Source organism: Stenotrophomonas sp. C9D9 (genome assembly GCF_056491205.1).
Window position 1 is genome coordinate 560,929 of the sequence record NZ_JBSZIF010000004.1, and the last position, 17,969, is coordinate 578,897.

The window sequence follows — 17,969 nt, forward strand, 5'->3', positions numbered from 1 at the left end:
GCCTTCGGATTGGCGCAGTCCTTCTGGGACCGCGAGGCAGCACGCACCTAAGTGGAGCTGCCCTGCCTGTTTTACAAGGCCGTCAAACTCACCAGCGGTAGTGGGCGAAGGCCTTGTTGGCTTCGGCCATGCGGTGGGTTTCTTCGCGCTTCTTGATGGCGCCGCCACGGTTTTCCGAGGCGTCGATCAGCTCAGCAGCCAGCTTCTTCGGCATGGTGTTCTCGCCACGCTTGCGCGCGGAGTCGATCAGCCAGCGCATGGCCAGGGCCATCTTGCGCGACGAACGCACTTCGACCGGCACCTGGTAGGTGGCACCACCAACGCGGCGCGACTTGACTTCGACCGCCGGAGCGACGTTGTCCAGAGCCTTCTGCACCAGGTCAATGGCGTTGGCGCTGCTGTTCTTCTCGGTGATCACGTCCATGGCGCCGTACACGATCTTTTCGGCGACGGACTTCTTGCCGCTCTGCATGACCATGTTGATGAAGCGGGCGATGGTTTCGCTTCCGTGCTTCGGATCGGGCAGGACGGAACGCTGCGGAGTATTACCCTTACGCGACATAGTGCTCTCTCCTTATGCCTTCGGACGCTTGGCGCCGTACTTGGAACGGGCCTGGCGACGCTTGGCAACGCCGGCGGCGTCGAGCGAGCCACGAACGGTGTGGTAACGCACACCCGGCAGGTCCTTGACGCGACCGCCGCGGATCAGGACCACGGAGTGCTCCTGCAGGTTGTGGCCTTCACCACCGATGTAGGAAATCACTTCTTCCTGGTTGGTCAGGCGGACCTTGGCAACCTTGCGCAGAGCCGAGTTCGGCTTCTTCGGAGTGGTGGTGTAGACACGGGTGCAGACGCCACGGCGCTGCGGGCACTTGTCGAGCGCCGGCGAGGCACTCTTGTAGGTGGTCGCTTGCCGCGGCTTGCGGACCAGCTGGTTGATCGTCGCCATCAGTAGGTTCTTCTGATTGGTGGCCGGAAAATCCGACCAGAGATGCGGAAATGTTAAAGCAGGCCAAAATTCTGGCCTGCTGAGACAGACGATTGTAGCAACCTGCCAGGAAAGCAGTCAAACGCCTCCTGTCAAGCCCGTCCCTGATCCCGGGACGTTACTGGGGGGCCTCCATGTACCCCGTTCAGGTTGACAGGGTCGACCGCGGACGATCTCCCCTGCCCTTTCCCAATCCCATCGATGGACCGATGGGGTGGTCCGGCCTTGCGGCCGGACCGGATACCTCATTCTTCGCCCGATGCCTGTTCAGCTTCGGCTTCAACCACCGGCGCCTCGACCGCAGCCGGGGTGCCGGCCAGGGTCTGCATTTCCGACTCGGTGAGACCGGAAGCGCCGCGGCGGCGGTTGCTGTGGTACGCCAGGCCGGTACCGGCCGGAATCAGGCGACCCACGATGACGTTTTCCTTCAGGCCACGCAGGTTGTCCGAGGTGCCGCGGACGGCCGCTTCGGTCAGCACGCGGGTGGTTTCCTGGAACGAAGCGGCCGAGATGAACGATTCGGTCGCCAGCGATGCCTTGGTGATACCCAGCAGGACCGGATCGAAGTGCGCCGGCAGCTCGTTGCGGGTCGACAGACGCGCATTTTCCTCGATAACGCGCTGACGCTCCACCTGTTCGCCGTTCAGGAACTTGCTGCTGCCCTGATCGGTGATCTCGACCTTGCGCAGCATCTGGCGGGTGATCACCTCGATGTGCTTGTCGTTGATCTTCACGCCCTGCAGGCGGTACACGTCCTGGATTTCCTTCACCAGGTAGGCCGCCAGCGGCTCGACACCCAGCAGGCGCAGGATGTCCTGCGGGCTCGGCTCGCCGTCCACGATGGTTTCACCCTTGGTGACATGCTCGCCTTCGAACACGATGACCTGGCGGTACTTCGGGATCAGCTCTTCGTGCTCCGAACCATCGGTGTCCTTGATGATCAGGCGCTGCTTGCCCTTGGTGTCCTTGCCGAAGCTGATGATGCCCGAACGCTCGGCCAGCACCGCCGGATCCTTCGGCTTGCGCGCTTCGAACAGGTCGGCCACGCGCGGCAGACCACCGGTGATGTCGCGGGTCTTCGACGCTTCCTGCGGGATCTTGGCAACGACGTCACCCACGCCCACCGGGGCGCCATCCTGCAGGTTGACGATCGAACGCGGCGGCAGCAGGTACTGCGCCGGCAGGTCGGTGCCCGGGATCGACAGGTCGTTGCCCTTGGCATCAACGATGCGCACGATCGGGCGCAGGTCCTTGGCCTGGGTACCACGACGCTTCGGATCGGTGATTTCGCGCGAAGCGAGGCCGGTCAGCTCGTCGGTCTTCTCGATGACGGTGATGCCGTCGACGAAGTCGATGAAGCGGATGAAGCCGGCCACTTCCGACACGATCGGGTGGTTATGCGGATCCCAGTTGGCCACGGTCTGGCCAGCCTTGATCGCATCACCGTCCTTGGACGTGATGGTCGCACCGTACGGCAGCTTGTAACGCTCACGCTCACGGCCGTGGGCATCGAGCACCGAGATTTCGCCCGAGCGCGACACTGCCACCAGCGAGCCATTGGCGTGCTCGACCGACTTGAGGTTGCTGAACTTGACCGAGCCGGTGGTCTTGACGGTGATGTTGTCGACCGCAGCAGCTCGCGACGCCGCACCACCGATGTGGAACGTACGCATGGTCAGCTGGGTACCCGGCTCACCGATGGACTGCGCGGCGATGACGCCGACCGCTTCACCGATGTTGACCAGGTGGCCACGGGCCAGATCGCGGCCGTAGCAGCGCGAGCAGACACCGAAGGCCGATTCGCAGGAGATGGTCGAGCGGACCTTGATGGTCTGCACGCCGGCATCTTCCAGCTTGGCGACCCAGGCTTCGTCGAGCAGGGTGTTGCGGGTGACGATCGGATCTTCGTCGTTGCCCGGCAGGAACACGTCCTCGGCAACCACGCGACCCAGCACGCGATCCTTCAGCGGCTCGACCACGTCGCCGCCTTCCACGATCGGGGTCATGATCAGGCCTTCGGTGGTACCGCAATCCACCTCGGTGATCACCACGTCCTGCGCGACGTCGACCAGACGACGGGTCAGGTAACCCGAGTTCGCGGTCTTCAGCGCGGTATCGGCCAGACCCTTACGGGCACCGTGGGTGGAGTTGAAGTACTCCTGCACGTTCAGGCCTTCGCGGAAGTTCGCCTTGATGGGCGTCTCGATGATCGAGCCATCCGGGCGGGCCATCAGGCCGCGCATGCCGGCCAGCTGACGGATCTGCGCCTGCGAACCACGCGCACCGGAGTCGGCCATGATGTACAGCGAGTTCATCGACTTCTGGTCGATGGTCTCACCCTTGGCATTGACCACCTTCTCGGTACCGATGGTGTCCATCATCGCCTTGGCGATGCGCTCGTTGGTGCGCGACCAGATGTCGACCACCTTGTTGTAGCGCTCGCCGGCGGTGACCAGGCCCGACTGGTACTGCTCCTGGATCTCCAGCACTTCGGCTTCGGCCTCGGCGAGGATTGCCCTTCTTCTCGTCCGGGATCAGCATGTCATCGATGCCGATCGAAACGCCGGCGCGGGTCGCGTAGGCGAAGCCGGTGTACATCAGCTTGTCGGCGAACACGACCGTGTCCTTCAGGCCCAGCTGGCGGTAGCTGGAGTTGATCAGGCGGCTGATGTTCTTCTTGGTCAGCTCGGTGTTGGCCAGCGCGAACGGCAGGCCTTCCGGCAGGATTTCAGCCAGCAGGGCGCGACCGATCGTGGTGTCCACGATCGAGGTCTTGTTCTGCTTGTTGCCATCTTCGTCGGTCACCACTTCGGTGATGCGGACCTTGACGCGCGCGTGCAGTTCCACCACGCGGTTGTCGTAGGCACGCTTCACTTCGGCGATGTTGGCGAAGGCCATGCCCTCGCCCTTCTTGTTTTCCAGCGAGCGGGTCATGTAGTACAGACCCAGCACGACGTCCTGCGACGGCACGATGATCGGCTCGCCGTTGGCCGGCGACAGGATGTTGTTGGTCGACTCATCAGCGCACGCGCTTCCAGCAGCTGGGCTTCCAGCGAGAGCGGCACGTGGACGGCCATCTGGTCACCGTCGAAGTCGGCGTTGAACGCGGTGCAGACCAGCGGGTGCAGCTGGATGGCCTTGCCTTTGATCAGCACCGGCTCGAACGCCTGGATGCCCAGACGGTGCAGGGTCGGCGCACGGTTTAGCATCACCGGATGCTCGCGGATGACCTCTTCCAGGATGTCCCAGACTTCGGCTTCTTCGCGCTCGACCAGCTTCTTGGCGGCCTTGATGGTGGTGGCCAGGCCACGACGCTGCAGCTTGGCGAAGACGAACGGCTTGAACAGCTCCAGCGCCATCTTCTTCGGCAGGCCGCACTGGTGCAGGCGCAGGTACGGACCGACCACGATGACCGAACGGCCCGAGTAGTCGACGCGCTTGCCGAGCAGGTTCTGGCGGAAGCGACCCTGCTTGCCCTTGATCATGTCGGCCAGCGACTTCAGCGGGCGCTTGTTGGTGCCGGTGATGGCACGGCCGCGACGACCGTTGTCCAGCAGCGCATCGACCGATTCCTGCAGCATGCGCTTTTCATTGCGCACGATGATGTCCGGCGCGCTCAGCTCGAGCAGGCGGCGCAGGCGGTTGTTGCGGTTGATGACGCGGCGGTACAGGTCGTTCAGGTCGGAGGTCGCGAAGCGGCCGCCATCCAGCGGGACCAGCGGGCGCAGGTCCGGCGGCAGCACCGGCAGCACGGTCATGACCATCCATTCCGGACGGTTGCCCGATTCCAGGAAGGCCTCGATCAGCTTGATGCGCTTGGTGAGGCGCTTGAGCTTGGTTTCCGAGCCGGTAGCGGCGATTTCCTCGCGCAGGCGGGTCATTTCCGACTGCAGGTCGATCGTGCGCAGCAGTTCGTACACGGCCTCGGCGCCCATGGCGGCGTCGAAGTCGTCACCGTGCTCCTGGCGGGCCTGCAGGTACTGTTCTTCGGTCAGCAGCTGGCGGCGCTCCAGGGCGGTCAGGCCCGGCTCGGTCACCACGTACGCTTCGGAGTACAGCACGCGCTCGATATCGCGCAGGGTCATGTCCAGCATCAGGCCGATGCGCGACGGCAGCGACTTCAGGAACCAGATGTGCGCGACCGGCGACGCCAGGTCGATGTGGCCCATGCGCTCACGACGCACCTTGGCCAGGGTCACTTCGGTGCCGCACTTTTCGCAGACAACGCCGCGGTGCTTCATGCGCTCTGTACTTGCTGCACAGGCACTCGTAGTCCTTCACCGGGCCGAAGATGGCGGCGCAGAACAGGCCGTCGCGTTCCGGCTTGAAGGTACGGTAGTTGATGGTTTCCGGCTTCTTCACTTCGCCGAAGGACCACGAACGGATCAGGTCCGGCGAGGCCAGCGCGATCTTGATCGCGTCGAAGTCCAGCGTCTGGCGCTGCTGGTTGAAGAGGTTGAGCAGGTCTTTCATGGTGTTCTCCAGAAGGAGGAATGCTGTGTCGATGGGCTTTCAGTTGACTGCCAGCGGCGCGGCGGCGGAGGCCGCCGCGCCGGCATGGATCAGTTGTCTTCCAGTTCCATGTTGATGGCCAGCGAGCGGATTTCCTTCACGAGCACGTTGAAGGATTCCGGCATGCCCGCGACCATCGACTCGTGCTCACCGTCGACGATGTTCTTGTACATCTGGTTGCGGCCCTGCACGTCATCGGACTTCACCGTCAGCATTTCCTGCAGGGTGTAGGCCGCGCCGTAGGCTTCCAGCGCCCAGACTTCCATTTCACCGAAGCGCTGGCCGCCGAACTGCGCCTTGCCGCCCAGCGGCTGCTGGGTGACGAGCGAGTACGGGCCGGTCGAACGGGCGTGCATCTTGTCGTCGACCAGGTGGTTCAGCTTCAGGTAGTGCATGTAGCCAACGGTGGTGTGGCGATCGAAGGCTTCACCGGTGCGGCCGTCGTACAGCTGGGTCTGGCCACTGCTCGGCAGGTCGGCCAGTTCCAGCATGCGCTTGATTTCCGCTTCGGTGGCGCCGTCGAAGACCGGGGTGGCCATCGGCACGCCGTCGGTCAGGTTGCGGGCCAGGCGCAGCAGTTCCTCGTCGCTGAACTGCGACAGGTCGACACGGTTGGCCACGTTGGTGTCGTCGTGGTTGTAGATGTCGTCCAGGAACTTGCGCAGGTCGGCAACCGCCGCCTGGGCTTCCATCATCGCCTGGATCTTGCGACCCAGACCCTTGGCGGCCCAGCCCAGGTGCACTTCCAGGATCTGGCCGATGTTCATACGCGACGGCACGCCCAGCGGGTTCAGCACGATGTCCACGGTTTCGCCCGAGGCCATGTACGGCATGTCCTCGACCGGCACCACGTTGGAGACCACACCCTTGTTGCCGTGGCGGCCTGCCATCTTGTCGCCCGGCTGGATGCGGCGCTTCACCGGCCAGGAACACCTTGACCATCTTCAGCACGCCCGGGGCGAGGTCGTCGCCGGCGGTGATCTTGCCGCGCTTGTCGGCGAAGCGACGCTCGAATTCCTTCTCGTGCGCCTGGATCTGCTTCTGGGCGCGCTCGATGGCTTCCGAAGCGTCCTCGTCCTTCATGCGCAGGGCGAACCAGTCAGCCTTCTTCAGGCCGTCCAGGAAGGCGTCGGTGATCACGTCACCCTTCTTCAGGCCAGCACCACCGTTGACCACCTTGCCCACGATCTGCGAACGCAGACGCATGTAGATGGCGGCTTCCAGGATGCGGAACTGGTCGTCGAAGTCCTTCTTGACGCGCTTGATTTCAGACTCTTCGATCTGGCGGGCGCGCTTGTCCTTCTCGATGCCGTCGCGGGTGAAGACCTGCACGTCGATGACGGTGCCGTCCATGCCCGGCGGAACGCGCAGCGAGCTGTCCTTAACGTCCGAAGCCTTCTCGCCGAAGATCGCGCGCAGCAGCTTCTTCCGGGGTCAGCTGGCTTTCGCCCTTCGGGGTGACCTTGCCGACCATGATGTCGCCGGCGCGGACTTCCGCACCGATGTACACCACGCCGCTCTCGTCCAGGCGGTTCAGCGCCTGCTCGGAGACGTTCGGGATGTCGGCGGAGATTTCCTCCGGCCCCAGCTTGGTGTCACGCGCGACGCAGGTCAGCTCTTCGATGTGGATCGTGGTGTAACGATCCTCTTTCCACCACGCGCTCGGAGAGCAGGATGGAGTCTTCGAAGTTGTAGCCGTTCCACGGCATGAACGCGATCAGCACGTTCTGGCCCAGAGCCAGTTCGCCGATGTCGGTGGACGGACCGTCGGCCAGCACGTCGCCGCGGGCGATGACGTCACCCACCTGGACCAGCGGACGCTGGTTGATGCAGGTGTTCTGGTTCGAACGGGTGTACTTGACCAGGTTGTAGATGTCCACGCCTGCGTCGGTGGCGCCAACGATCTCTTCCTCGTTGACCTTGACCACGATGCGGGCCGCGTCGATCTGCACGATCTCGCCACCACGACGGGCGTTCACGGTCACACCGGAGTCACGCGCCACGGCGCGCTCGATGCCGGTACCGACCAGCGGCTTCTGCGCACGCAGGGTCGGCACGGCCTGACGCTGCATGTTGGCGCCCATCAGTGCGCGGTTGGCGTCATCGTGCTCCAGGAACGGAACCAGCGCGGCCGCGATCGACACCGTCTGCATCGGCGAGACGTCCATGAAGTGGACTTCCGCCGGCGGCTTCAGCAGCGATTCGCCCTGGAAGCGGCACGGAACGAACTGCTCGGTCAGCACGCTGTCGGCATTGGTCAGGGCGTTGGCCTGCGCAATGACGTACTCGTTCTCTTCGATCGCCGACAGGAACTCGACTTCGTCATAGACCTTGCCGTCCACGACCTTGCGGTACGGGGTCTCGAGGAAACCGTACTGGTTGGTGCGGGCGTACACGGCCAGCGAGTTGATCAGGCCGATGTTCGGGCCTTCCGGGGTTTCGATGGTGCAGACGCGGCCGTAATGGGTCGGGTGCACGTCGCGCACTTCGAAGCCGGCGCGCTCACGGGTCAGACCGCCCGGGCCCAGGGCCGAGACGCGACGCTTGTGCGTCACTTCCGACAGCGGGTTGTTCTGGTCCAGTGAACTGCGACAGCTGCGAGGAGCCGAAGAACTCCTTGATGGCAGCGGCGACCGGCTTGGCGTTGATCAGCTCCTGCGGGGTCAGGCCTTCCGACTCGGCCATCGACAGGCGCTCCTTGACCGCGCGCTCGACGCGGACCAGGCCGACGCGGAACACATTCTCGGCCATTTCGCCGACCGAACGCACGCGACGATTGCCCAGGTGATCGATGTCATCGACCACGCCGCGACCGTTGCGGATCTCGGTCAGGACCTTGATCACGTCCAGGATGTCGGAGCTGTCGCCGTGGGCAGCGACCAGACGCTTGGACTCTTCGTCGTTGCGCTCACCGAAGTACTTGCTGTCGTACAGCACGGCTTCGCCGGTGGTTTCCTTGCGGCCCACGCGACGGTTGAACTTCATGCGGCCGACCGCGGACAGGTCGTAGCGCTCGAAGGTGAAGAACAGGTTGTGGAACAGGTTCTGCGCGGCATCCTTGGTCGGCGGCTCGCCCGGACGCATCATGCGGTAGATCTCGACCAGGGCTTCCAGCTGGGTCTTGGTCGGGTCGATGCGCAGGGTGTTGGACAGGTACGGGCCACGATCCAGATCGTTCACCCACAGGGTGCCCACGGCATCCACACCGGCCTTGCGGAAGGCCTGCAGCTGCTCGTCGGTGATCTCGTCATTGGCCTGCGCCAGCAGTTCGCCGGTCGAGGCGTCGACCACGTCGTGCGACAGGATGCGGCCGACGATGTAGTCGTCCGGCACGGCCAGGGCAGCGATGCCCGAGGCTTCCAGCTGCTTGATGTGGCGCGCGGTGATGCGCTTGCCGGCTTCCACGATGACCTTGTCGCCGTCGGCGAGGTCGAAGCCCAGGGTTTCGCCACGCAGGCGCTCCGGCACCAGCTCCAGCTGGACGCCTTCATCCGGGTTGATGTGGAAGGTGTTGATCTCGAAGAACTCGGCCAGCATCTCTTCGTTGCTGTAGCCAAGCGCGCGCAGCAGGATCGACACCGGCAGCTTGCGGCGACGGTCGATACGGGTGAACAGCGCGTCCTTCGGGTCGAACTCGAAGTCCAGCCAGGAACCGCGGTAAGGAATGATGCGGGCGCTGTACAGCAGCTTGCCCGAGCTGTGGGTCTTGCCGCGGTCGTGGTCGAAGAACACGCCCGGCGAGCGGTGCAGCTGCGAGACGATGACGCGCTCGGTGCCGTTGACGATGAAGGTGCCGTTTTCGGTCATCAGCGGGATTTCGCCCAGATAGACCTCCTGCTCCTTCACGTACTTGATGGCCTTGGTCGACGACTCACGGTCGTAGATCACCAGGCGCACGGTCACGCGCAGCGGGGCGCCGTAGCTCATGCCGCGCTGGCGGCACTCACGCTCGTCGAAGACCGGTTCGCCCAGCTTGTAGCCGACGTATTCCAGGGCGGCATTGCCGCTGTAGCTGGCGATCGGGAAGACCGACTTCAGCGCAGCGTGCAGGCCGTGGTCCGTGCGCTTGGCCGGATCGACGTTTTCCTGCAGGAATTCACGATAGGAATCCACCTGGATGGCGAGCAGGAACGGCACTTCGAGAATCGAGCGCTGCTTGCCGAAATCCTTGCGGATACGCTTTTTTTCGGTGAACGAATAGGACGTCATGAGGTCTTCCACCTTGTTGTGCGGATCGTGCGCCCACGATCCGAAGGGAACTTGAAATTGTCAGTTGGAAGTCGCTGGTATTGCCGGCACCAGCACGCCTTCTCCCGCTACTTCCAACTGCCAACTCGTCTGCTACCACTCCCCCGCTGCCGCGCCGTGCGCTGGCCTGCCGGGGTTTGACTGCAGCCCGTGTTGGGCTTTTTCCTGCTGTTTTTCACACCCACGCAGAGCGTGGATCTACAACACCGCAACAACGACCAAAGGCCGGGGGCTTACGCCCCCAGCCTTGGCTGCATCGCCGTGAATCGGTGACGATGCAAGGTAACTGCTTACTTGACTTCGACAGTCGCGCCAGCAGCTTCCAGGTCCTTCTTCATCTTCTCGGCTTCGTCCTTCGAAGCGTTGTCCTTCAGGACGCCGCCGGCTCGGCCAGGTCCTTCGCTTCCTTCAGGCCCAGGCCGGTGATGGCGCGGACGGCCTTGATGACTTCGACCTTCTTCTCGCCGGCAGTCTTCAGGGTGACGACGAATTCGGTCTGCTCTTCAACAGCAGCAGCCGGGCCAGCGGCAGCAGCCACGGCGACCGGAGCAGCGGCGGAGACGCCGAACTTCTCTTCGATGGCCTTGACCAGCTCCATCACTTCCATCAGGGACTTCTCGGCGATGGCGTCGACGATCTGTTCGTTGGTAAGGGACATGATTAATACCTTTGGATGATTTTCTGGGTTGAGGTTCCGTCAGGAACCACGGTAAGTCGAAACTCAGGCGGTCTCGGCGGCCGGCTCGGCAGCGTCGGCGGCGACATCGCCACCACCCTGCTTCTCGCCAACGGCCTTGATGGCGCGGGCAAACATCGTGACCGGCTCGGTCAGGACGCGGGCCAGCATGGCCAGGGCCTGGTCGCGGGTCGGCAGCGATGCCAGCACGTCGACGTGGCTCGCCGGGAACACTTCACCACCGATGGCGACGACCTTAGCCTTCAGCTTGTCGTTGCCCTTGGCGGCTTCCTTGATCAGGCGACCGGCAGCGCCGGGCTCCTCGAGCGAGAACGCGTACAGCAGCGGACCAACCATCTGGTCCTGTGCGACTGCGAACTCGGTGCCTTCAACGGCGCGCGAAGCCAGGGTGTTCTTGACAACCTTCAAGAAAACACCGGTTTCACGAGCCTGCTTGCGCATCGCGGTCATCTGGGCGACCGTGGTGCCAGCGTATTCGGCTGCGATCAAGGAGTGGGCCTTGGCGGCGACGTCTGCCAGCTCGGCGACTACTTCTTGCTTCTGGGACAGATTGAGAGCCATTGCACTCCTCCTATTGAACTCCGCTTACGGCTCCTGCCGTGTGCGGTCCTGTGCGGCATCCGTCCTGGACGCCGGGAACATCGGGATGATGTTCCGGGGGTGGGCCGTTCTAGACCTGGAGTGGGCCAACCTGGGAAACCCAGACGTGCGTGAACCAGAAAAACTCCAGAAGGGCACCATCTACGCAGGGTGATTCCGGGGAATCGATTAAGCGCTCATGACTGCTCCGGCGGCGACTCCTTGCCAGATCGAGCTTCCGTGCCCGTCGCCGGTATTGCCACGACCGCGCCTGCGGTCTTTGACGGCTACCGCGGGCGATGCACTGCCAGCGATGCCTTCAAATGTCACGGTCACGGCACCGAAGGTACCGTGACCGCTTGAAACAATTACTTCAGGGTCAGCGACGACTGGTCGACGGTGACGCCCGGGCCCATCGTCGAGCTGACCGAAACCTTCTGCAGGTAGGTGCCCTTCGAGGTGGCCGGCTTGGCCTTGATCAGGTCCAGCAGCAGCGCGGTCAGGTTCGACTTCAGCGCGTCTTCGGCGAAGTCGGCCTTGCCGATGGTGCAGTGGATGATGCCGGCCTTGTCGGTGCGGTAACGGACCTGACCCGACTTGGCGTTCTTCACGGCTTCGCCCGGGTTCGGGGAAACGGTGCCGACCTTCGGGTTCGGCATCAGGCCGCGCGGGCCCAGCACGGTGCCCAGCTTACCGACGACGCGCATGGCGTCCGGGGTCGCGATGACGACGTCGTAGTTCAGATCACCGGCCTGCATCTTCTCGGCCAGGTCATCCATACCGACGGCTTCGGCGCCAGCGGCCAGGGCTTCGTCAGCCTTGGCACCGGCCGGAGCGAACACGGCGACGCGGACCGACTTGCCGGTACCGGCCGGCAGCACGGTGGAGCCACGGACCTGCTGGTCGGACTTCTTCGCATCGACGCCCAGGCGCACGGCAACGTCGATCGACTCGACGAACTTGGCCTTGGTGGCGCTCTTCAGGATGTTGATCGCGTCCTCGAAGGCGTACGCCTTGCCCGGAACGACGGCGGCCTTGATGGCCTTCTCACGCTTGGTCTGTGCCATCTTATTAACCCTCCACCACGAGGCCCATGGAACGGGCAGAGCCAGCGATGGTACGCACGGCGGCGTCCAGGTCGGCGGCAGTCAGATCCGGTTCCTTCGCCTTGGCGATCTCTTCCAGCTGCTTACGGGTGACCTTGCCGACCTTCTCGGTGTTCGGGCGCTTGGAGCCCGACGAGATGCCAGCGGCCTTCTTCAGCAGGGTGGTAGCCGGGGTGCTCTTGGTGATGAAGGTGAACGTACGGTCCGAGTAGGCCGTGATGATCACCGGAACCGGCAGACCCGGCTCGAGCTTCTGCGTGGCAGCGTTGAACGCCTTGCAGAATTCCATGATGTTCAGACCACGCTGACCCAGCGCAGGACCGACCGGCGGCGAGGGGTTGGCCTGACCGGCCTTCACCTGCAGCTTGATGTAACCGACAACTTTCTTTGCCATGTGAGTGCTCTCCGGGTGCTAGCGCCTTTCGACAACAGGCTCCCCATCGGACCGGGAATCACGCGTCCCGGCATCGCGTTTTGAAATCATGCTGAAGGCCACCTTGCGGCGGCCTCGTCCTGCTGGCCTTCCCAGCGGGAAGCCGCGCACTATAACAGGTTTTTTCTTCACATGCCTGAAGCGGCAGGTAAACGAACGAAACCGGGCCAGGCCCGGTTTCTGGTCCGGAGTCGAGCATGGCTCGACTCTACAGACGGGTCAGACGGCCTTTTCGACCTGGCCGAACTCGAGCTCGACCGGGGTGGCACGACCGAAGATCAGCACCGAGACGCGCAGGCGGCTCTTCTCGTAGTTGACTTCTTCGACGACGCCATTGAAATCGTTGAACGGACCGTCGGTGACGCGGACCATCTGGCCCGGCTCGAACAGCACCTTCGGACGCGGCTTCTCGACGCCTTCCTGAACGCGATTCAGGATGGCCTCGGCCTCGGAATCGGCGATCGGCAACGGACGATCGGCAGTGCCGCCGATGAAACCCATCACGCGCGGGGTTTCCTTGACCAGGTGCCAGCTTTCGTTGTCGATGCGCGGGATGCCGGCTTCTTCGTGGGTCTCGATCTGGACCAGCACGTAACCCGGGAAGAACTTGCGCTCGGAGCGGCGCTTCTGGCCAGCGCGCATCTCGACCACTTCTTCGGTCGGGACCAGGACGTCGCCGAAGCGCTCTTCCATGCCGTCACGGACGATGCGATCGCGCAGAGCCTGCGCCACCGACTTCTCGAAGCCCGAATAGGCGTGAACGACGTACCAACGCTTCATGCAATTCTCCTTAGCGGCTCAGGAACCACTGAGTCAGTTTCTGGATCAGGAAGTCGAAGCCACCCAGCAGCAGGCTGAGGATGAGCACCACGACGATCACGACCCACGTCATGCGGATGGCTTCCTGGCGCGTCGGCCAGACCACCTTGCGCAGTTCGAAGCGCGACTCGGAGAGGAATTCGCGGGTGTCGCGCCCCTTGCCGGTCAGCATGAACACGCCGATACCGCCAACCAGACCGACCACGACCGCCAACGCACGCAGCTGACCTGCCCACGCACCCAGCTGGGCGGCGCGACCAGAGTCGGCAGAGAACCAGAACCAGACGAACAGACCGGCCAGCACCAGCAGCGATGCGGCGACATACTTGACGATATCCCCACCGTGGGCGGAGTTGTCCTTGGAGTGTTCGATCTTGCTATTCATCCGGCTGTGTCTGCTTTAGCGGCCCAGGCCGCTGGATAAGGTGGGCAGATGGCACGCCAGGAGGGACTCGAACCCCCAACCTGCGGTTTTGGAGACCGCTGCTCTGCCAATTGAGCTACTGGCGTACGTTGAAAACTTGCCTTCCCTTAGACGGCGAAGGCGGACCGAGGTTCCCGGCCCGCCATTCGCGTAACCGGCGGCGCTATGCAACCACCGGTACTGCAGGCTTACTCGATGATCTTCGAGACCACGCCGGCGCCGACGGTACGGCCGCCTTCGCGGATGGCGAAGCGCAGGCCTTCGTCCATGGCCACCGGGTTGATCAGGGTGACGACCATCTTGACGTTGTCACCCGGCATCACCATTTCGACGCCTTCCGGCAGTGCAGCGGCGCCGGTGATGTCGGTGGTGCGGAAGTAGAACTGCGGACGGTAGCCGTTGAAGAACGGGGTGTGACGGCCGCCCTCGTCCTTCGACAGGACGTAGACTTCGCCTTCGAACTTGGTGTGCGGCTTGATCGTGCCCGGCTTGGCCAGCACCTGGCCACGCTCGACGTCGTCACGCTTGGTGCCGCGCAGCAGCAGGCCAGCGTTGTCGCCTGCCTGACCCTGGTCCAGCAGCTTGCGGAACATTTCAACGCCGGTGACGGTGGTCTTCTGCACCGGACGGATGCCGACGATTTCGATTTCGTCGCCAACCTTGATCACGCCGCGCTCGATACGACCGGTCACCACGGTGCCGCGGCCCGAGATCGAGAACACGTCTTCCACCGGCATCAGGAACGGCTTGTCGATCGCACGCTCCGGCTCCGGAATCCAGCTGTCCAGCGCGTCGACCAGCTTCAGGATGGCCGGCACGCCGATGTCGCTCTGGTCGCCTTCCAGCGCCAGGCGGGCCGAACCGGCGATGATCGGGGTGTCGTCGCCCGGGAACTCGTACTTGCTCAGCAGTTCGCGCACTTCCATCTCGACCAGCTCGAGCAGCTCGGCGTCGTCGACCATGTCGGCCTTGTTCAGGAACACGACGATGTACGGCACGCCGACCTGGCGCGACAGCAGGATGTGTTCACGGGTCTGCGGCATCGGGCCGTCAGCGGCCGAGCACACCAGGATCGCGCCGTCCATCTGGGCGGCACCGGTGATCATGTTCTTGACGTAGTCAGCGTGGCCCGGGCAATCGACGTGGGCGTAGTGACGGATCGGGGATTCGTATTCGACGTGCGCGGTCGAGATCGTGATACCACGCGCCTTTTCTTCCGGCGCGGCGTCGATCGAGGAGTAATCCTTGAACTCGCCACCGAAGCGCTCGGCACCGATCTTGGTCAGTGCGGCGGTCAGCGTGGTCTTGCCGTGGTCGACGTGACCGATGGTGCCGACATTGACGTGCGGCTTGGTGCGCTCGAACTTACCCTTGGCCATGGCTGCTTATCTCGAATTCGTCTGAGAGGTGATGCTTAAGATGGTGCTCACGAAAGGAATCGAACCTTCGACCTCTTCCTTACCAAGGAAGTGCTCTACCGACTGAGCTACGTGAGCCGAGTTTTGCATTATGACATGAACTCGATAAGATTCAAAGTTCATTCAATGGAGCGGGAGACGGGAATCGAACCCGCACCATCAGCTTGGAAGGCTGAGGTTCTACCATTGAACTACTCCCGCGCCGGGAATGTCACAACGTGAAACTGGTGGAGGGAGGTGGATTCGAACCACCGAAGGCGTAAGCCAGCAGATTTACAGTCTGCCCCCGTTGGCCGCTTGGGTATCCCTCCTTACCACCCCATTCCGTTGCCGCCGAAGCGTTGCGGTGTGTGGTGGTGAGCCGCTTATTCTGCTGATGGGACGGGGGCCTGTCAACGCTTTTTTCCATCTTTTTCACACGTTGTCGCAAACCCATTGATACGCAAGGTTATTGCCCGGGGAGCGGCAGGGTCTCGCTGGCGAAAATTGCGACATGAGGGACACCGTCGGCGCCGATCCAGCCCCGATACATGCCCTGGGTGTTGAAGGGCGTGGCCATTTTGCCGTCTGCGGCGAGCACGATCGCACCGCCGTCGCCGCCCATCTGCGGAATCGTCTCGTTGATGACGCCCTTGCCGGCCTGCTCCGGGGTCTGCCCCTGGTAGCGCATGCGCGCGCAGATCTCGTGCGCGGCCGCGGTGCGGATGTAGTACTCGCCCCAACCGGTGCCCGATACCGCACAGCGCGCATCGGCCCAGGTGCCGGCGCCGATGATCGGCGAGTCACCCACCCGGCCATAGCGCTTGTTGGTCATGCCGCCCGTGGAAGTACCGGCGGCCAGCTGCCCCTGCGCATCCAGCGCGACGGCACCGACGGTACCGAAGTGCTTTGCGGTCTCCAGGTCTGCATGCGCCTGGCCATTGGCCTCTTCCTTCAACGCACGCTGCAGCTGCTGCCAGCGCTTCTCCGTGCGGAAGTACGACGGATCAACCAGGGTAATGCCCTGCTCCACCGCGAAGGCTTCGGCGCCCTGCCCGACCATCATCACGTGGCTGGACTTCTGCATCACGGTCTGCGCCAGCAGGATCGGGTTGCGCACCCGCTGCACGCCGGCCACCGCACCTGCTGCCTGGGTGGCGCCGTCCATTACTGCGGCGTCCAGCTCGTTGTGGCCGTCATGGGTGAACACCGCGCCCTTGCCGGCGTTGAAGGTCGGATCGTCCTCCAGCACGGTGATCGCCGCAGTGACCGCTGCAAGCGCCGGGCGGCCGGCCGCCAGTTCGGCATGGCCCTTCAGCAGTGCGGCGCGCAACGCTTCGCGCGCGGCCTTTTCTTCTGCCGGCGACAGGTCCTTGCGCTCGACGCCGGCGCCGCCATGGATGACCAGCAGCGGCGACGTCGCCGGTGCGGCCTGGGCTAGCAACGGCAGGGACAGCAGCGCGGAAAGCGCCAAGCGCAGTTTCATCAGGTACGTCTCCAGCAGGACGAGGGAATGGATTGCAGGGTAGTGCCGGCCGCTGGCCGGCAAGGGGCGCATCAGGAAAGGTGAGTTGCCGGCCAGCGGCCGGCACTTTCGGGAAGATCATTGACGGACGACTTCAATCTCGCCGTCACTGACGTCGGCCACGGCCTGGTAGTCGGCCTCGGCCTGGAAGTCATCCAGGCGCATGCGGCTGCCGCTGGCGACCACGGTCACCGGAACAGCATGGAAGCGCAGTGGTTCGCCCTCGACCAGGCGGTCGGCATCGCGACCGGGGCTGACCACCCAGACCTTGCCTTCGCCATCAGCGCTGTAGACCTGGGCCCGGCCATCGGGCTCCACGCACAGGGCGGTGTCCTCATCAACGCCAATGCCGACGATGTCGGGGTCACCACTGTCCTGCGCGGCGCGTGCCACGAACACGATGAGGCGGCCAAGGCGGTCACGCTTGTCGAAATGGGTGTCGGTGACCACGCGCTGCAGGTAGGGCATCTGCAGGAAGCCACTGTCCATGGTGACTGCGCTGCCCATCGGATCGGCCAGCGCACCGGCCGAGCTGATGCTGCCGCCATCCATGGCGCCATAGGCATAGCCGCCGAGGATGGCCAGGCCGGCGCTGGTACCGGCAATCGGCTTGCCGGCGCGTACATGGGCGTTGAGCGCGCGGTTGAGTGCGGTGCCCTTCCAGAAGCGGATGTAGCGCGACTGGTCGCCGCCGGCAATGAAGATGGCATCGGCCGCAGCGACCACGCGCAGCACGGCTGGATCATCGGCGCCACGGCGGCTGTCGAAGACCAGGGTCTGTACCGCGGTGGTGCCGCCGATCTCGCGGTACAGGCGGTCCTGCAGTTCATCGCCGCCGGAGGCACGCAGGATCAGCACACGGCCATTGCCGGCCTGCTTCAACCACCACTGGAAGGCGTCCGGCACCCACTCGCCACCGCCCATCAGCATCATCGCGGGCGCACGCGGGCCGGGGCGTGGGGCCTCAAGGTCGCCGACCTCGTAATAGGCGAAGCCGGGGCCCTGCAGGTCCTGCGCGGGCGCGGCCAATGGCCAGGCCAGCACCAGCAGCGCCAACCAGGCAACGGGGGTACGCAGGGTCCGGTGAAGGCGTCGCATCTTGATCTCCCTGAACAAAATCGACTTGCAAGCGTTTTCACTCTTTGCCAGATAGGGACCCAGTAGTCAAGGACATAAAAAAGGCGTTAAATGCGCGCGCCCATTCCGGAAATCTGAATGGGGGACAGGGCCCCTCCTCTGCG

Annotated in this window: 10 protein-coding genes, 4 tRNA genes and 3 pseudogenes; all 17 read right to left on the reverse strand. The window is 63.8% G+C overall.

Annotated features, from left to right (window positions below; all coding sequences use genetic code 11):
- Positions 1-88: 88 nt before the first annotated feature.
- Positions 89-562, reverse strand: a complete 474-nt coding sequence (gene rpsG / locus ACXI0D_RS08095) for a 30S ribosomal protein S7 (RefSeq protein ID WP_014036101.1) — start codon at positions 560-562, stop codon at positions 89-91.
- A gap of 12 nt (positions 563-574) precedes the next feature.
- A complete protein-coding gene (gene rpsL / locus ACXI0D_RS08100) occupies positions 575-949 on the reverse strand; it encodes a 30S ribosomal protein S12 (protein ID WP_004145320.1) in 375 nt (124 codons plus the stop codon).
- A 284-nt stretch (positions 950-1,233) separates the two neighbouring features.
- A pseudogene (rpoC, locus tag ACXI0D_RS08105) lies at positions 1,234-5,461 on the reverse strand (DNA-directed RNA polymerase subunit beta').
- 89 nt (positions 5,462-5,550) lie between these two features.
- Positions 5,551-9,709 (reverse strand): annotated as a pseudogene (gene rpoB, locus ACXI0D_RS08110) (DNA-directed RNA polymerase subunit beta).
- 329 nt (positions 9,710-10,038) lie between these two features.
- Positions 10,039-10,406, reverse strand: a pseudogene (rplL, locus tag ACXI0D_RS08115) (50S ribosomal protein L7/L12).
- A 63-nt stretch (positions 10,407-10,469) separates the two neighbouring features.
- Positions 10,470-11,006, reverse strand: coding sequence for a 50S ribosomal protein L10 (rplJ, locus tag ACXI0D_RS08120; RefSeq protein WP_005408203.1), 537 nt, complete (start codon positions 11,004-11,006; stop codon positions 10,470-10,472).
- Between the two features lie 386 nt (positions 11,007-11,392).
- Positions 11,393-12,091 (reverse strand): 50S ribosomal protein L1, encoded by a 699-nt coding sequence (gene rplA / locus ACXI0D_RS08125; protein WP_004154350.1) that lies wholly within the window; start codon positions 12,089-12,091, stop codon positions 11,393-11,395.
- 4 nt (positions 12,092-12,095) lie between these two features.
- Positions 12,096-12,524 (reverse strand): 50S ribosomal protein L11, encoded by a 429-nt coding sequence (gene rplK, locus ACXI0D_RS08130; RefSeq protein ID WP_004145248.1) that lies wholly within the window; start codon positions 12,522-12,524, stop codon positions 12,096-12,098.
- Positions 12,525-12,782: 258 nt separating this feature from the next.
- Complete coding sequence (gene nusG, locus ACXI0D_RS08135) at positions 12,783-13,343, reverse strand: transcription termination/antitermination protein NusG (protein ID WP_004154362.1); 561 nt, start codon at positions 13,341-13,343, stop codon at positions 12,783-12,785.
- A 10-nt stretch (positions 13,344-13,353) separates the two neighbouring features.
- Positions 13,354-13,767, reverse strand: coding sequence for a preprotein translocase subunit SecE (secE, locus tag ACXI0D_RS08140; RefSeq protein ID WP_004154361.1), 414 nt, complete (start codon positions 13,765-13,767; stop codon positions 13,354-13,356).
- Positions 13,768-13,816: 49 nt separating this feature from the next.
- Positions 13,817-13,892: transfer RNA gene (locus ACXI0D_RS08145), tRNA-Trp, on the reverse strand.
- Positions 13,893-13,994: 102 nt separating this feature from the next.
- Entirely contained in the window at positions 13,995-15,185 is a 1,191-nt protein-coding gene (gene tuf, locus ACXI0D_RS08150; protein WP_014036096.1) for an elongation factor Tu, read from the reverse strand.
- Positions 15,186-15,226: 41 nt separating this feature from the next.
- Positions 15,227-15,302, reverse strand: a tRNA-Thr gene (locus ACXI0D_RS08155).
- Positions 15,303-15,351: 49 nt separating this feature from the next.
- Positions 15,352-15,425, reverse strand: a tRNA-Gly gene (locus ACXI0D_RS08160).
- Between the two features lie 24 nt (positions 15,426-15,449).
- Positions 15,450-15,535, reverse strand: a tRNA-Tyr gene (locus ACXI0D_RS08165).
- Between the two features lie 137 nt (positions 15,536-15,672).
- On the reverse strand, positions 15,673-16,689 hold the full coding sequence (locus ACXI0D_RS08170) for an isoaspartyl peptidase/L-asparaginase family protein (protein ID WP_101766377.1): 1,017 nt from the start codon (positions 16,687-16,689) through the stop codon (positions 15,673-15,675).
- Positions 16,690-16,806: 117 nt separating this feature from the next.
- Positions 16,807-17,826 carry a cyanophycinase gene (locus ACXI0D_RS08175; RefSeq protein WP_014036094.1) on the reverse strand — a complete coding sequence of 340 codons (1,020 nt, stop codon included), beginning with the start codon at positions 17,824-17,826 and terminating at the stop codon, positions 16,807-16,809.
- Positions 17,827-17,969 lie beyond the last annotated feature (143 nt).

Excerpts from the sequence above, each read along its gene's own strand:
- rpsG (WP_014036101.1), bottom strand. The coding sequence starts at position 562 with ATGTCGCGTAAGGGTAATACTCCGCAGCGTTCCGTCCTGCCCGATCCG.
- rpsL (WP_004145320.1), bottom strand. The coding sequence starts at position 949 with ATGGCGACGATCAACCAGCTGGTCCGCAAGCCGCGGCAAGCGACCACC.
- rplJ (WP_005408203.1), bottom strand. The coding sequence starts at position 11,006 with ATGGCTCTCAATCTGTCCCAGAAGCAAGAAGTAGTCGCCGAGCTGGCA.
- rplA (WP_004154350.1), bottom strand. The coding sequence starts at position 12,091 with ATGGCACAGACCAAGCGTGAGAAGGCCATCAAGGCCGCCGTCGTTCCG.
- rplK (WP_004145248.1), bottom strand. The coding sequence starts at position 12,524 with ATGGCAAAGAAAGTTGTCGGTTACATCAAGCTGCAGGTGAAGGCCGGT.
- nusG (WP_004154362.1), bottom strand. The coding sequence starts at position 13,343 with ATGAAGCGTTGGTACGTCGTTCACGCCTATTCGGGCTTCGAGAAGTCG.
- secE (WP_004154361.1), bottom strand. The coding sequence starts at position 13,767 with ATGAATAGCAAGATCGAACACTCCAAGGACAACTCCGCCCACGGTGGG.
- tuf (WP_014036096.1), bottom strand. The coding sequence starts at position 15,185 with ATGGCCAAGGGTAAGTTCGAGCGCACCAAGCCGCACGTCAATGTCGGC.
- ACXI0D_RS08170 (WP_101766377.1), bottom strand. The coding sequence starts at position 16,689 with ATGAAACTGCGCTTGGCGCTTTCCGCGCTGCTGTCCCTGCCGTTGCTA.
- ACXI0D_RS08175 (WP_014036094.1), bottom strand. The coding sequence starts at position 17,826 with ATGCGACGCCTTCACCGGACCCTGCGTACCCCCGTTGCCTGGTTGGCG.